Origin of the sequence: Streptomyces sp. NPDC004658 (genome assembly GCF_040609555.1) — a bacterium.
Lineage (GTDB): Bacteria > Actinomycetota > Actinomycetes > Streptomycetales > Streptomycetaceae > Streptomyces.
In genome coordinates, this window is record NZ_JBEXKG010000073.1 from 1 (window position 1) to 13,685 (window position 13,685).

At 70.0% G+C, this 13,685-nt stretch carries 13 protein-coding genes; 3 read left to right on the forward strand and 10 right to left on the reverse strand.

All coding sequences use genetic code 11. From position 1 onward, the window contains the following. A partial coding sequence (locus ABZV94_RS23555; protein WP_356343282.1) for a hypothetical protein occupies positions 1-271 on the reverse strand: 271 nt, incomplete at its 3' end. A 177-nt stretch (positions 272-448) separates the two neighbouring features. Here ABZV94_RS23555 and ABZV94_RS23560 point away from each other — a divergent pair. Further along, a complete protein-coding gene (locus tag ABZV94_RS23560; RefSeq protein ID WP_356343284.1) occupies positions 449-676 on the forward strand; it encodes a zinc ribbon domain-containing protein in 228 nt (75 codons plus the stop codon). A gap of 4 nt (positions 677-680) precedes the next feature. Here the strand turns inward: ABZV94_RS23560 and ABZV94_RS23565 are convergent, their stop codons facing one another. The 3 genes from ABZV94_RS23565 to ABZV94_RS23575 are packed head-to-tail and all read right to left on the reverse strand — an operon-like array spanning position 681 to position 5,149. Further along, complete coding sequence (locus ABZV94_RS23565) at positions 681-1,493, reverse strand: HAD family hydrolase (protein ID WP_356343286.1); 813 nt, start codon at positions 1,491-1,493, stop codon at positions 681-683. Continuing rightward, on the reverse strand, positions 1,493-3,955 hold the full coding sequence (locus ABZV94_RS23570) for a phosphoribosyltransferase (RefSeq protein WP_356343288.1): 2,463 nt from the start codon (positions 3,953-3,955) through the stop codon (positions 1,493-1,495). The genes ABZV94_RS23565 and ABZV94_RS23570 overlap by 1 nt, the downstream gene beginning before the upstream one ends. Positions 3,956-3,982: 27 nt before the next feature. Then, entirely contained in the window at positions 3,983-5,149 is a 1,167-nt protein-coding gene (locus tag ABZV94_RS23575) for an HpcH/HpaI aldolase/citrate lyase family protein (protein ID WP_356343290.1), read from the reverse strand. Between the two features lie 176 nt (positions 5,150-5,325). Between ABZV94_RS23575 and ABZV94_RS23580 the strand changes: the two genes are divergently transcribed. Continuing rightward, entirely contained in the window at positions 5,326-6,045 is a 720-nt protein-coding gene (locus tag ABZV94_RS23580) for a TerD family protein (protein ID WP_356343292.1), read from the forward strand. Positions 6,046-6,068: 23 nt separating this feature from the next. Here the strand turns inward: ABZV94_RS23580 and ABZV94_RS23585 are convergent, their stop codons facing one another. From ABZV94_RS23585 to ABZV94_RS23610, 6 genes are all read right to left on the reverse strand, one after another. Continuing rightward, positions 6,069-6,806 carry a Tellurium resistance gene (locus ABZV94_RS23585; RefSeq protein ID WP_356343354.1) on the reverse strand — a complete coding sequence of 246 codons (738 nt, stop codon included), beginning with the start codon at positions 6,804-6,806 and terminating at the stop codon, positions 6,069-6,071. Between the two features lie 89 nt (positions 6,807-6,895). Further along, positions 6,896-8,035, reverse strand: coding sequence for a DUF475 domain-containing protein (locus ABZV94_RS23590; protein WP_356343294.1), 1,140 nt, complete (start codon positions 8,033-8,035; stop codon positions 6,896-6,898). Positions 8,036-8,111: 76 nt separating this feature from the next. Continuing rightward, positions 8,112-8,690 (reverse strand): TerD family protein, encoded by a 579-nt coding sequence (locus tag ABZV94_RS23595; protein WP_030649440.1) that lies wholly within the window; start codon positions 8,688-8,690, stop codon positions 8,112-8,114. A 123-nt stretch (positions 8,691-8,813) separates the two neighbouring features. Then, a complete protein-coding gene (locus ABZV94_RS23600) occupies positions 8,814-9,389 on the reverse strand; it encodes a TerD family protein (RefSeq protein ID WP_356343296.1) in 576 nt (191 codons plus the stop codon). Between the two features lie 137 nt (positions 9,390-9,526). Beyond that, on the reverse strand, positions 9,527-9,985 hold the full coding sequence (locus ABZV94_RS23605) for a peroxiredoxin (RefSeq protein WP_356343298.1): 459 nt from the start codon (positions 9,983-9,985) through the stop codon (positions 9,527-9,529). A gap of 132 nt (positions 9,986-10,117) precedes the next feature. Continuing rightward, positions 10,118-10,555, reverse strand: coding sequence for a DUF3052 domain-containing protein (locus ABZV94_RS23610; protein WP_030649446.1), 438 nt, complete (start codon positions 10,553-10,555; stop codon positions 10,118-10,120). A 382-nt stretch (positions 10,556-10,937) separates the two neighbouring features. Here ABZV94_RS23610 and aceE point away from each other — a divergent pair, with 382 nt between their 5' ends. Continuing rightward, on the forward strand, positions 10,938-13,685 hold the full coding sequence (aceE, locus tag ABZV94_RS23615; protein ID WP_356343300.1) for a pyruvate dehydrogenase (acetyl-transferring), homodimeric type: 2,748 nt from the start codon (positions 10,938-10,940) through the stop codon (positions 13,683-13,685).

Genomic DNA, 13,685 nt, shown 5'->3' on the forward strand with positions numbered 1-13,685 from the left:
TCGACATCACCCTGTCGGAATGCCCAGGTTTGCACCGTCTGCCGTCCAGGATGCAGGCAACGATGTCCAACCTGCGGAGGTCATCCGACATGAGATCGGCCCGGCCGCCGCCCGGAGCGGGCGGCTCCGGTGGCGGGGGCACGCGCAGCTGCATGGTCTCGTCCGCCCTGAGGGCGTCGACTCTCAGGTGCAGCGTCTCATCGGCGTCCAACGGCTTCTCGCCACGGCCACCCCCCATCGGGCCGTCCTCCCCCTGCGACGCATTGGTCACGCCTGCGTCTCCCTCCGCACTCGGTCTTGCTCGCGCGGGTGAGCTGAGCATCCTCGCAACGGCGTTCACAAATTATCAGTAACGTTTTCGAATGCCCTGCACATATGCCGGATAGAAAGCAGCGCTCATGAAACTTTGAGACAGCCCCGGCCGTGTCCCGGCGGCTAACCTGGGGCCATGCCTCGTTACGAGTACCGCTGCCGGACCTGCGGCGACACCTTCGAACTCAGCCGGCCCATGGCGCAGTCGGCCGCCCCCGCCTCGTGCCCCGCGGGGCACGACGACACGGTGAAGCTTCTGTCGACGGTGGCTGTGGGCGTGTCGAACAACACGTCCGCGGCTGCGCCCGCGCCTTCGCCGGGAGCCGGCGGGGGCGGCTGTTGCGGGGGCGGGTGCTGCGGGTAGCCGCTCAGACAGGCTGCCGTGCCGCTTTCAGGAACTCCCGCAGGATCCGCTCGCCCGCCAGGACCCCCCGTTCCGGGAGGGCGCTGATCTGCGGGGCCGCCCAGTCGGTGTCGGCGAGTTCGCCGTGGCCGGGGCGCCAGCCCCGGTCGGCGGCCAGGAGCAGGTCGGCGTCGAGCAGGGAGTCCCCGGCGGCCAGTGTCAGCTGGGCGCCGGTGCGCCGGGCCACCTCGCGGACGGCCGCGCTCTTGGTGAGCGGTTTCGGTACGGCGTAGATCTTGCGGCCCTGCAGGGACACCGTCCAGCCGCGGTTCTCCGCCCACACCGCCAGCTCCTTCACCCACTCCCCGGGCAGCAGCTCGCGCTCCACCACCAGGTAGGCGAACAGGTCCTCGGCGATCCGGTGCTTGCGCATCCACACCGGGTCGGCGGACCGCAGCAGATGCTCGCTGACCTCCGCCAGCGGCGCGCACTCGTCGGCGAGCCGCGCCTGGACGCCCGCGTGCCAGTCGGCGTCGGTGACCCCGTCGACCAGCAGATGGCCGCCGTTGGCGCAGATCGCGTACGCCGGCGGCGGGCCCGGCAGGTTGATCCGCTGGTACTGCTTGCGCGTCCGGGTCGTCGTCGGCACGAAGACGGCCGTGTCGCCGAGGTCGGTCAGCAGCTGGGCCGCGGTCTCGGTCATGTACGACAGCGGCCTGGCCTCGTGCACCTCCACGCACAGCAGCCGGGGTGCCCGCGCGTCGGGCATGGTCAGCGCGAGGGCCGCCGAGGAGTAGATCAGCGTGCGGTCCAGGTCGCTCGCCACCAGCACCGGCATCAGACGGTCACCGCCTTGCCGTCGGCGCCCGTGGCGCCCCGCGTGTACTGGGGGTGGATCAGCCCCACGCAGGTGTACGGCAGGTCGTCCACCTCCTCGACCGGCACCCCGCGCTGCTCGGCGAGCAGCCGCACATGGTCCAGGTCGGCGCCCGCGCCCGCCCGCGCGAGGATCCTCCACGGCACCCGGCGCAGCAGCACCCGGGTGGTCTCGCCGACGCCGGGCTTGACGAGGTTCACGTCGTGGATGCCGTACTCCTCGCTGATCCGCTCGACCGCGCGCCAGCCCGCCCAGGTCGGGGTGCGGTCCGTGGCCAGCAGCTCCTTCACCGCGCCGTCCACTCCGTCGGCCACCTCGGGGAAGCGGGCGGCGACGGTGTCGAGGAAGGCCACGGAGACGTCCGCGTCCGCGAGTTCGCGGTAGAACTTGGCGCCGTGGAAGTCGTGCGGGCCGACCAGGTCGGCGCGCAGCACGGTACGGGAGATCAGCCCGGAGACGGTCGAGTTGAGGCACGCGGAGGGGATGAGGAAGTCCTCGCGGGTGCCGTAGGTGCGTACGCAGGAGCCGGGGTCGGCGAGGACGGCGATCTCCGGGTCGAATCCGCCGATGCCCTCCTTCCGCTCGAACTCCTCGACGGCTTCGGCGAGTTCGCGGGTGATCGCGCCCTTGCCGGTCCAGCCGTCGACGAAGACGACGTCCCGGGGGTCGTGGTGGGCGGCCAGCCAGCGCAGCGCGTTGGCGTCGATGCCCCGGCCGCGCACGATCGACACGGCGTAGTGCGGCAGGTCGAGGCCGTGCCGGAAGCGGGCCCAGCGGCGCATCAGGATGCCGACCGGGGTGCCGGCGCGGGCCAGGGAGACCAGCACCGGGCGGGGCGACCGCTCGGTGAGCACGATCTCGGTCACGGCCCCGACGGCCCGCGCGAGGCGGGCGGCGGAGGCGTCCAGGGCCGCGTGGAACAGCTCCTGGTACTGCGCGCTGGGCTGGTACTCCACCGGCAGCGACTCGGCGTAGTGCGCGCCGCCGCTCTGGATGGCCTCCTCCCGCTCCTCCGTCGGCGCCTCCAGGGTCACGTCGGAGAGGTCCTGGAGCAGCCAGCCGACCTCCTCCGGCGCGTACGAGGAGAATGCGGGGCCGCGGAGGGGCTCGGGCAGCATGGCCGGCCTTTCGGGAGCGTGCGGGACGTACGAGGGCACGACCGCGAGCAGGACGTGCGGGACGTGCGCGGCGAGAGCGGCCAGCAGGCCGTCGCTCGCGTGCAGGGCGGGGGTGTCGGCGACGGAGTCGACCACCGCGACGACGGCGTCGAAGCCGGCGCCGGCCACGTTGTAGGCGTACCGCTCGCCGGGCCCGTCGGCCGGGTCGTCGTGGGCCGGGAAGACCAGGCGGCTGCGGATGGCGTAGCCGGGGTCGTCGACCGCGAGCACGGGCGACCGGGTGGTGGTGGAGAACCGCACCTCGGCGTCCGTGCCCCGCTCCACCTCCCGGGCGAGCCGCAGCGGGACGTACATCAGCTCCTCGAACCCGAGCACCAGCACACGCCGGGCAGCGGCGGGCAGGGCCGCGCGTATGCGCCCGGCCATGGCGGGCAGCGCCGCTTCGAGCCGGGCCCGGTGGGCGGGGGTGAAACCGTGCCGGCCGCCGTCGGGGAGCCCGGCAGGCCAGTGCAGGTCGACCCGCGCGACGCGGCCCGGCTGACGCGGCGCCTCGGGGGCGCGGGCAGCCGCACTCGACCCGCTCCCGGCGGCCTCGCATTCGGCGACCAGCCGCTGCCCCTTGTCCAGCACGCCCTCCGGCAGCCGCACGGTCCCGGACGCGGCGGCGACCACGTCGACCCGGGCCCCGATCTCCCGTGCGAACCTCTCCAGCCGTGCGGAGTCCTCGGCCGACCGCATGTCGACCAGGGCGACCACCACGTACCGGCCCCGCGGATACCGCGCGTGCAGATCGCGAACGGTGTTCAGCACGGTGTTGCCGGTCGAGAACTCGTCGTCGACCAGCACCAGCGGCCCGTCCCCGGCCAGCAGGGCGGGGTCCTCCGGCAGCAGCAGGTGCGACGTGGCGTGCGAGTGCGACTCCTCGAAGCCGCCCGCCGGGGCGACCCCGGGAACCGGCCGCCGCGTGGAGTGCAGGTACGGCACCGCGCCGAGCCCGTCGGCGACCGCGTGCCCCAGCCCCGTCGCGGTCTCCGCGTAGCCGAGGACGACGGCCCCGGCTCCCTCCTCGCCGAGCAGCGCGGCCACCCGCCGGCCCAGGCGGCGGCCGTGCTCGTACACCACGGCCGGCGACTGGGGGACGTGCTTGCCGAGGACGTTCGAGACCAGCAGGTGCGCCCGCTTGGGGTTGCGCCGCAGCGCGAGTCCGAGCAGGGCCGGCAGGCCGTCGTCGCCCGCGAGTCCGACCCCGAGCCGCTCGGCGACCCAGCTGCCGGACCAGACCGCGTCGTTCACTGCGTTGTTCATTCGTTCCCTGGAAGAGGTGGAGGTGGTTCAGCCGGGTATGCCGGCGGCGAGCAGTTCCACGAAGCCGACGTCCTCGTTGGCGACGCCGAACACCTCGGCGCGCAACAGGGTCCGCTCGGCCCAGGCGCGGTGCGGTTTCACTTCGTTCATCTTGTTCGTGTAGGCCGACCGGAGTACACCCCCGCCGCCGCGTTCCGGCCGCAGGATGTCCTGGGCGTCGCTGAACTCCTCGTGGCTGACCACGGAGAGCGCGTGCACGGGCAGGACGTGGGACGGGTGGATGCAGGTCTTGCCGAGCAGGCCGTTGGCCTGGTCGAGGGAGATCTCCCGGAGCAGTCCGTCCATGGCGTGTTCGATCAGCTTCTCGCGCAGTGAGGTGGCCTGCACCTCCAGGAACGGGCTCTGCCTCAGCTGCGGTTTGAACATGCGTTCGGGAACGCGGAAGTACTCCCAGACCGGGCCGGTGACGGTGAAGCCGGTGCCGTCGGCGCGGCCGAGCATGTTGACGACGTCGGCGATCACGGAGGCGACGATCTGGACGTCGTAGGCGGTCATGTCCGGGGCGCGGCGCAGACCGTAGGAGGAGCAGAAGTCGGTCACGCCGAGACGGAGGGCCAGCACCCGGTCCCGGTACTTGCCGACCGCGCGCAGGATGCCCTCCAGGGTCTCCACCCGGGACTCGCGGTAGAGCAGCTCGGGGGACTCCAGGACGGGCATGGCGAAGAGCCGCCGGCCACTGCTGTTCTCGGCGGCGGCCAGTGCCTCCAGGAAGGGGATGCCGCGTTCCTCGGTGAACTTCGGCAGCACGAATCCGGACAGCAGGCGCACGGCGGGGCCGAGGCGGCGGACCAGGTCCGGTATCTGCTCGGGGGTGCGCACCCGGATGAACAGCAGGGGCGGCTCCGTACCGGGCCGGGCGGCGAGGTCGGCGAACTGCCGGACGAGGTTCTCCTCCCCCGGCTCGACGTCCGCGTCGTCGATCGAGTCCTCCAGGCACAGCACCATCGAGACCACGCCGTTGCCGGCCTGTTTGACGACGTCGTCGGCGAGCCGGGGCCGGGTGGCCGGGCTGTACAGCGTGGCGCCCAGGGCCGCGGAGAGCAGCCGGGCCGGGGAGTCGGCGGTGAACGCGCAGGGCTCCTGATGGAAGAGGCGCTGCCGCACCTCGGGGGCGATGTGCCCGAAATGACGCATAGAACTCCCTCGGGGTACGAGCCGATCCTGTGGGTTCGGTAAAGGGTGGCCGGTAATAGTACGTAGGGATCCGTGTCCGGGGTTCCCCGCGGGCATGAATTCCCGGTAACTCGCCCATGTCGGCGGCACCGCCCCCCGCATTGTCGTGACCAGGACCGAGAGGGCAGGATGACCGCATGACGCACGCGATGCTGAAAGGGTCGAACGTCCCGCTGGAGGCCACCACGGTGCGCGCCGTGCTGCGCTGGGCGCCCGGGCAAGGGGTTCCGGACGTGGATGCGTCGGCGCTGCTGCTGGGCCCGGACGGCCGTGTGCGCTCCGACGAGGACTTCGTCTTCTACAACCAGCCCCGGCACCCCTCCGGGAAGGTGTGGCGGCTCGGCAAGAAGCGGATCGCCGAGGGGCTGACGGACACCATCCAGACGGACCTGGCCGGGGTGGAGCCGGGGGTCGGCCGGATCCTGCTGGTCGCCTCGGCGGACGGGGTCGCCTTCGACCAGGTGCCGGCGCTGTGCATCCTGCTGTACGACGCGGCGGTCGCCGACGGGGAGCCGCTGGCCCGGTTCGAGATCACGCCCGAGACCGGCGCGGAGACGGCGCTGATCTGCGGTGAGCTGTACCGGCGGGGGGAGGGCTGGAAGTTCCGGGCGCTGGGTGAGGGCTATTCGAACGGGCTGAAGGGTCTGGCCACGGACTTCGGCATCTCGGTGGACGAGTCCGAGATGGAGGAGGAGCCGGCCCCGTCCCAGCCGTTGCCCCCGGAGCAGCCGACGGCCGCGGTTCCGGCGCAGCCGCCCGCGTACGGCTATCCGCAGCCGATGTCGGCGCCGGCGGCTGTGGCGGGGGACGCGTACTTCCGGCTGCCACCGCAGGGGCCGCAGTTCATCGGGCGCTAGTCACGCCGGGACGCGGGCGGCGCTCACCGGTCCACCTTCGTCTTGAAGCCCCGGCCCCACTGCAGGCCCCAGCCGTAGAGGCGGTCCAGTTCGCCCTGGAAGCCGTAGACGAACTTCACCTCGCGGCGGACGATCAGTTCGCCCTTGATGTTCTCGATCATGACCACGGCGCACGAGCGGGCCTGGGGGTGGCGCTCGTCCAGGCCTATCTCGATGCGCGGGCCGTTGCTGGGGTAGAGGGTGACGACGGCGTGCGTACGGTCGAAGGCGGGGGTCTGGTCGTAGATGTAGACGAAGACCAGCAGTCGCTTGATGGCGTCGCGGTGGTCGAGGTTGACGTACATCGTCTCGCCGGACGCCGAGCCGAACCGGTCGTCGCCGCTGAGTTTGATGTACGGCGGGGCGTTGACGTCGCCGAGATAGCCGCCGAGGGGCTGCACGACCCCCTTCGTGCCGTCGGTCAGCTCGTACAGGCAGCCGAGGTCCAGGTCGACGTTGACCATGCTCTGGCCGTGGCCGAGGACCTCCGGCGGCCTCAGGGCCTTGAAGGGGTGCCGGAACAGGCTGGTGCGCTGGGCTCCGTCGAAGTCGGAGGTCCGCATCCGCCAGGAGAGGTTGACGCGCAGGTGGCCGGTGGCCGCCTCCTGCTTGGTGAGGGACACCGTCTGGTGCCGCCTGGTCAGTTCTATGGCGTTGGTCGACGCGTTGCCGGAGTCGAACTCCGCGGCGCGCCCGCCCAGCAGTCCGTCGAAGAAGCCCATTCCCGCCCCCAGGTACCCGTGTGTGACGCCGGCGGGGCGGCCGACCGCGTCGGCCGCCCCGCTCAGAGCGTTCCTCATCCTCCGGGCTGTCACACCCCGGAGGAGACCTCGGCCTTCTCGTCGCTGCCCTCGCCCGCCGCGGCCAGGGCGCGGTTGCGGCGGACGGAGGAGAAGAAGGACGCCGCGATCAGGACGACGCCGACGAGGCCGGTGATGACCTCGTTGATCTCGTGCTGGATGGTGACCAAGAGGAGCACCGCGAGGGCGCCGATGGCGTAGTGGGCGCCGTGCTCCAGGTAGACGTAGTCGTCGAGGGTGCCCTGGCGGACCAGGTAGACGGTCAGCGACCGGACGTACATGGCGCCGATGCCGAGGCCGAGGGCCATCAGGACGATGTCGTTGGTGATGGCGAAGGCGCCGATCACGCCGTCGAAGGAGAAGGAGGCGTCCAGGACCTCCAGGTAGAGGAACATGAAGAACGCGGCCTGTCCGGCCAGGACGATCGCGGGCTTCTGCTTGCCGCTGCGGGCGGCCTCTTCCTCCTCCTCGTGCTCGCGCTCCTCCTCTTCCTCCAGCTTGTCCTCGAAGTAGCCGGAGAGGCCGCCGACGACCATGTAGGTGATCAGGCCGGCGATACCGGCGATCAGGACCGTCTGCGCCTTGTCCACGTGGGCGCCGCCGTGCTGGTGGGCGTGGGTGGCGAAGGTGAACGACGTGATGAGCAGGACGATCAGGGCGATGCAGACCGACAGCATGTCGACCTTGCCCAGCTTGGCCAGCGGACGCTCGATCCAGCGCAGCCACTGGATGTCCCGGTCCTCGAAGATGAAGTCGAGGAAGATCATCAGCAGGAACATGCCACCGAACGCGGCGATCGCCGGGTGGGCGTCGGTGACCAGCTGCTGGTAGCGGTCCTTGTTGTTGAGCGCGAGGTCGACGGCCTCGATGGGACCCATCTTGGCGCTGATCGCGACGATGACGACGGGGAAGACCAGCCGCATGCCGAAGACGGCGATGAGGACGCCGACCGTGAGGAAGATCTTCTGCCAGAAGGCGTTCATCTTCTTCAGGATTCCGGCGTTGACCACCGCGTTGTCGAAGGACAGCGAGATCTCCAGGATGGCCAGGATCGCCACGATGCCGAAGGCGGTCCACCCCCCGTAGAACGCCGCCGCGACCAGACCGAGCGCGGTGACCGCGAACGACCAGCCGAAGGTTTTCAGAAGCACTGGCTACCCCATCGTGTGGTGGGGGCACCTCCCAGACGGAGTCTGGGGGAGGATCTTCCCCGAGTCGTACCGAGTTTTACGAAACGTTGACTCCGAAGTCTAGAGCGATGCCCCGCAGACCCGACGCGTACCCCTGACCCACCGCACGGAACTTCCACTCGCCCTGGTAGCGGTACAGCTCGCCGAAGATCATCGCGGTCTCGGTGGAGGCGTCCTCGCTCAGGTCGTAGCGGGCCAGCTCCTGGCCGTCGGCCTGGTTGACCACGCGGATGAAGGCGTTGGAGACCTGGCCGAAGGTCTGCCCGCGCTCGTCCGCCATGTGGATGGAGACGGGGAAGATGATCTTCTCGCACTGCGGCGGCACCTTGGCGAGGTCCACCAGGATCGACTCGTCGTCGCCCTCCCCCTCACCGGTGAGGTTGTCACCGGTGTGCTCCACGGAGCCGTCGGGGCTGGTCAGCTGGTTGTAGAAGACGAACCACTCGTCACCCAGCACCCGGTTCCCGGCCCCGCACAGCAGCGCGCTGGCGTCCAGGTCGAAGGGGGCGCCGGTGGTGGACCGCGCGTCCCAGCCGAGTCCGATCATGACGTTGGTGAGATTCGGTGCGGCCTTGGAGAGGGAGACGTTGCCTCCCTTGGCGAGCGTGACACCCATGCTGCTGGTCCTCCCCTGGTGGTGCTTCCCTGGTTGTCCTGCGCGTCCGGCGCCGCCCCTAAACGGGGCGGCGCCGGTCGCACGGGCTTCGGGCCTCACACGTCCTTCGTGCCGGACGTCGGCTCAGACGTTGACGCCGAAGTCCTGCGCGATGCCCCGCAGGCCCGACGCGTAGCCCTGGCCGATGGCGCGGAACTTCCACTCCGCGCCGTGCCGGTACAGCTCACCGAAGACCATGGCGGTCTCGGTGGAGGCGTCCTCGCTGAGGTCGTACCGGGCGATCTCCTGCCCGCCGGCCTGGTTCACGACGCGGATGAAGGCGTTGCGGACCTGACCGAAGGACTGCTGGCGGTTCTCGGCGTCGTAGATCGACACCGGGAACACGATCTTGTCGACGTCGGCCGGGACAGCGGCCAGGTTGACCTTGATCTGCTCGTCGTCGCCCTCGCCCTCACCGGTGAGGTTGTCACCGGTGTGCTCGACCGAGCCGTCGGGGCTCTTGAGGTTGTTGAAGAAGACGAAGTGCTGGTCGCTGACGACCTTGCCGGAGTTGTTCAGCAGCAGCGCGCTGGCGTCGAGGTCGAAGTCCGTGCCGGTCGTCGTGCGCACGTCCCACCCCAGGCCGACGATGACGGCGGTCAGGCCCGGGGCCTCCTTCGTCAGCGATACGTTGCCGCCCTTGCTGAGGCTGACTCCCACGGGTCCTCCATGTGGTGTCCAGGGGCGGGGAGCCCCGTCGTGCTTCGGATATGGGATCAACGTGCCGATCCTAGTGACGGGTTCCCGCACCCCGCAGACCCTGCGCCCGGAGAATCACAGGTGTCGCCGCGGTCCGCTCACAGGGTGTCGAGCGCCTTCACGTAGTCGTTCAGGTCGCGGGCGTCCGGCAGGCCGTTGACGATGGTCCACCGCACGACGCCCTCCTTGTCGATGATGAAGGTGCCCCGTACGGCGCACCCCTTGTCCTCGTCGAAGACGCCGTACGCGCGCGAGACGTTGCCGTGCGGCCAGAAGTCGCTCAGCAGGGGGTATTCCAGGCCCTCCTGCTCGGCGAAGACGCGCAGCGTGTGGATGGAGTCGTTGGAGACGGCGAGCAGCTGGGTGTCGCGGTCCTCGAAGGTGGGCAGGTTGTCGCGCAGCTCGCACAGCTCGCCGGTGCACACGCCGGTGAAGGCGAAGGGGTAGAAGAGCAGGACCACGTTCTTCTCGCCGCGGAAGTCCGAGAGCTTCACGGCCCGGCCGTGGTTGTCCTTCAGCTCGAAGTCGGGTGCCTTGTCGCCGACCTGGATCGCCATCGTCGTGCTTCCCTTCGGTGGGCTGTTCGGGTGGGAGCGCCGCAGGACGCTCGGCTCCACCCTACGCAGCGGCCACCGGGGACTCCCGGACGGGCTGGGGCGATGTCCAGCCCGCCCGGCGTCCGAGGACGGTCACCTCTTGGACTTGGCCGCCTTGGGCGTCGCCAGCCGGCTGCCGCTCCAGTCCTTGCCGACGCTGACGCTCTTCGAAGCGGTCAGGCCGGCCGTGGTGGCGGCGTCCTGGATGTCGCTCGGCTCCACGTACCCCGCACGGCCGGTCTTCGGCGTGAGGAGCAGGATCGCGCCGCCCTCTTCGATGTACGTGGTGGCATCCACCAGCGCATCCGTCAGGTCGCCGTCGTCGTCACGGAACCACAGCACAACGGCGTCGGCCACGTCGTCGTAGTCCTCGTCCATGAGGTCGCCTGCGATGGTTTCCTCGATGGCCTCGCGGAGCTCCTGATCGACGTCGTCGTCGTAGCCGATCTCCTGGACCACCTGCCCGGGCTGGAACCCCAGCCTGGCGGCAGGGTTCGTCCGCTCCTCCGCGTGGTCCGCGGTCGCGCTCACGGGTTGCCTCCTGATCATGTCTTGGTAAGTATCTCAGCCACGCGCGTGCGCGAAGCATTGGCCGTAGTCCACACGGGCGGGGCGGATCGCGCAAGTACCCGGCCGTCGGGACCGCCGAAACGGTGACGATCCCGGCCGTGTCGCCGCAACTCCCAGCACCGTATCTCGATTCCGCGCGACCCACATCACACCGATATGCCCTGATTGTCACGTTCGGAATCATCCAGCGTTACGCCGCTCGAACAACTTTGCCAAGCACGTCACACCCCGGGCGTATCGTTGCGTTTTGACCGGTGCGGATGACGTACGCCTCCCCGAGGTACACGATGGGGAGCGGTGTAGGCAGGTGCAGAAACTGGCCCTCTGACAGGTAAGGAACAGCGTGGCTTCCGGATCTGATCGCAATCCGATCATCATTGGCGGCCTTCCGAGTCAGGTTCCTGACTTCGACCCGGAAGAAACCCAGGAGTGGCTGGACTCCCTGGACGCCGCCGTAGACGAGCGCGGCCGGGAGCGGGCCCGCTACCTCATGCTGCGGCTGATCGAGCGCGCCCGCGAGAGGCGCGTGGCCGTGCCCGAGATGCGCAGCACGGACTACGTCAACACGATCCCCACCAAGAGCGAGCCGTTCTTCCCGGGCAACGAGGAGATCGAGCGCAAGATCCTGAACGCGACCCGCTGGAACGCGGCCGTCATGGTCTCACGTGCCCAGCGCCCGGGCATCGGCGTCGGCGGCCACATCGCCACCTTCGCCTCCTCCGCCTCGCTGTACGACGTCGGCTTCAACCACTTCTTCCGCGGCAAGGACGAGGGCGACGGCGGCGACCAGGTCTTCTTCCAGGGCCACGCCTCCCCCGGCATCTACGCGCGCGCGTACATGCTCGACCGGCTCACCGAGGAGCAGCTGGACGGCTTCCGGCAGGAGAAGTCGAAGTACCCCAACGGCCTGTCCAGCTATCCGCACCCGCGCTCGATGCCGGACTTCTGGGAGTTCCCGACGGTCTCCATGGGCCTCGGCCCGCTCGGCGCGATCTTCCAGGCGCGGATGAACCGCTACATGCAGGCCCGCGGCATCGCCGACACCTCCCGGTCGCACGTGTGGGCGTTCCTCGGCGACGGCGAGATGGACGAGCCGGAGTCCCTCGGCCAGCTCACCCTGGCCGCCCGCGAGGGCCTGGACAACCTGACCTTCGTCGTCAACTGCAACCTCCAGCGGCTGGACGGCCCGGTGCGCGGCAACGGCAAGATCATCCAGGAGCTGGAGTCGGTCTTCCGGGGCGCCGGCTGGAACGTGATCAAGCTGATCTGGGACCGCACCTGGGACCCGCTGCTCGCCCAGGACCGGGACGGCGTGCTGGTCAACAAGATGAACATCACGCCGGACGGCCAGTTCCAGACGTACGCCACCGAGTCCGGCGCGTACATCCGCGAGCACTTCTTCGGCGACGACCTGCGCCTGCGCGCCATGGTCGAGAACATGACCGACGAGCAGATCCTGCACCTCGGCCGCGGCGGCCACGACCACCGCAAGATCTACGCGGCGTTCAAGGCGGCCCAGGAGCACAAGGGGCAGCCGACGGTCATCCTGGCCAAGACGATCAAGGGCTGGACGCTGGGCCCCAACTTCGAGGGCCGCAACGCCACGCACCAGATGAAGAAGCTGACGGTCGACGACCTCAAGCGCTTCCGGGACCGTCTGCACCTGCCGATCTCCGACAAGGAGCTGGAGTCCGGCCCGCCGCCGTACTACCACCCGGGCCGGAACTCGGAGGAGATCCAGTACATGCACGACCGCCGCAAGAGCCTCGGCGGTTACGTCCCGACCCGCGTCGTCCGCTCCCGCCCGCTCGCCCTGCCGGACGACAAGACGTACGCGACCGTGAAGAAGGGCACGGGCCAGCAGTCCATCGCGACGACCATGGCCTTTGTGCGCCTCCTGAAGGACCTCATGCGGGACAAGGAGATCGGCAGGCGGTTCGTGCTGATCGCACCGGACGAGTACCGCACGTTCGGCATGGACTCCTTCTTCCCGAGCGCGAAGATCTACAACCCGCTCGGCCAGCAGTACGAATCGGTCGACCGCGAGCTGCTCCTCGCCTACAAGGAGTCGCCGACCGGCCAGATGCTGCACGACGGCATCTCCGAGGCGGGCTGCACGGCCTCGCTGATCGCGGCGGGCTCGGCGTACGCCACGCACGGCGAGCCGCTGATCCCGGTGTACGTCTTCTACTCGATGTTCGGTTTCCAGCGCACGGGTGACCAGTTCTGGCAGATGGCCGACCAGCTGGCGCGCGGATTCGTCCTGGGTGCGACGGCCGGCCGTACGACGCTGACCGGTGAGGGCCTCCAGCACGCGGACGGCCATTCCCAGCTGCTGGCCTCCACCAACCCGGCGTGCGTGGCCTACGACCCGGCGTACGCGTACGAGATCGCCCACATCGTGCAGGACGGCCTGCGCCGGATGTACGGCAGCTCGGCCGAGCACCCGCACGGCGAGGACGTCTTCTACTACCTCACCGTCTACAACGAGCCCATCCAGCACCCGGCCGAGCCGGCGGGCGTGGACGTCGAGGGCATCGTCAAGGGCGTCTACAAGCTCAGGTCGGGAACGGACGGCTCCGTACCGGCGCAGATCATGGCGTCGGGCGTGGCGGTCCCGTGGGCCCTGGAGGCGCAGCGGCTCCTCGGCGAGGAGTGGAACGTCAGGGCGGACGTGTGGTCCGCGACCTCCTGGAACGAGCTGCGCCGCGAGGCCGTGCGGTGCGAGGAGTACAACCTGCTGCATCCGGAGGAGGAGCAGCGGGTGCCGTACGTGACGCGCAAGCTCAGCGGTGCCGAGGGCCCGTTCGTGGCCGTGTCCGACTGGATGCGATCGGTTCCGGACCAGATCGCGCGCTGGGTGCCCGGCACCTACCAGTCCCTCGGCGCCGACGGCTTCGGCTTCGCCGACACCCGGGGCGCGGCCCGCCGCTTCTTCCACATCGACGCCCAGTCGATCGTGGTGGCGGTGCTGACCGAGCTGGCCCGCGAGGGCAAGGTCGACCGCTCCGTGCTGAAGCAGGCCATCGACCGCTACCAGCTGCTGGACGTCTCGGCGGCGGACCCGGGGGCGGCGGGCGGCGACGCGTAG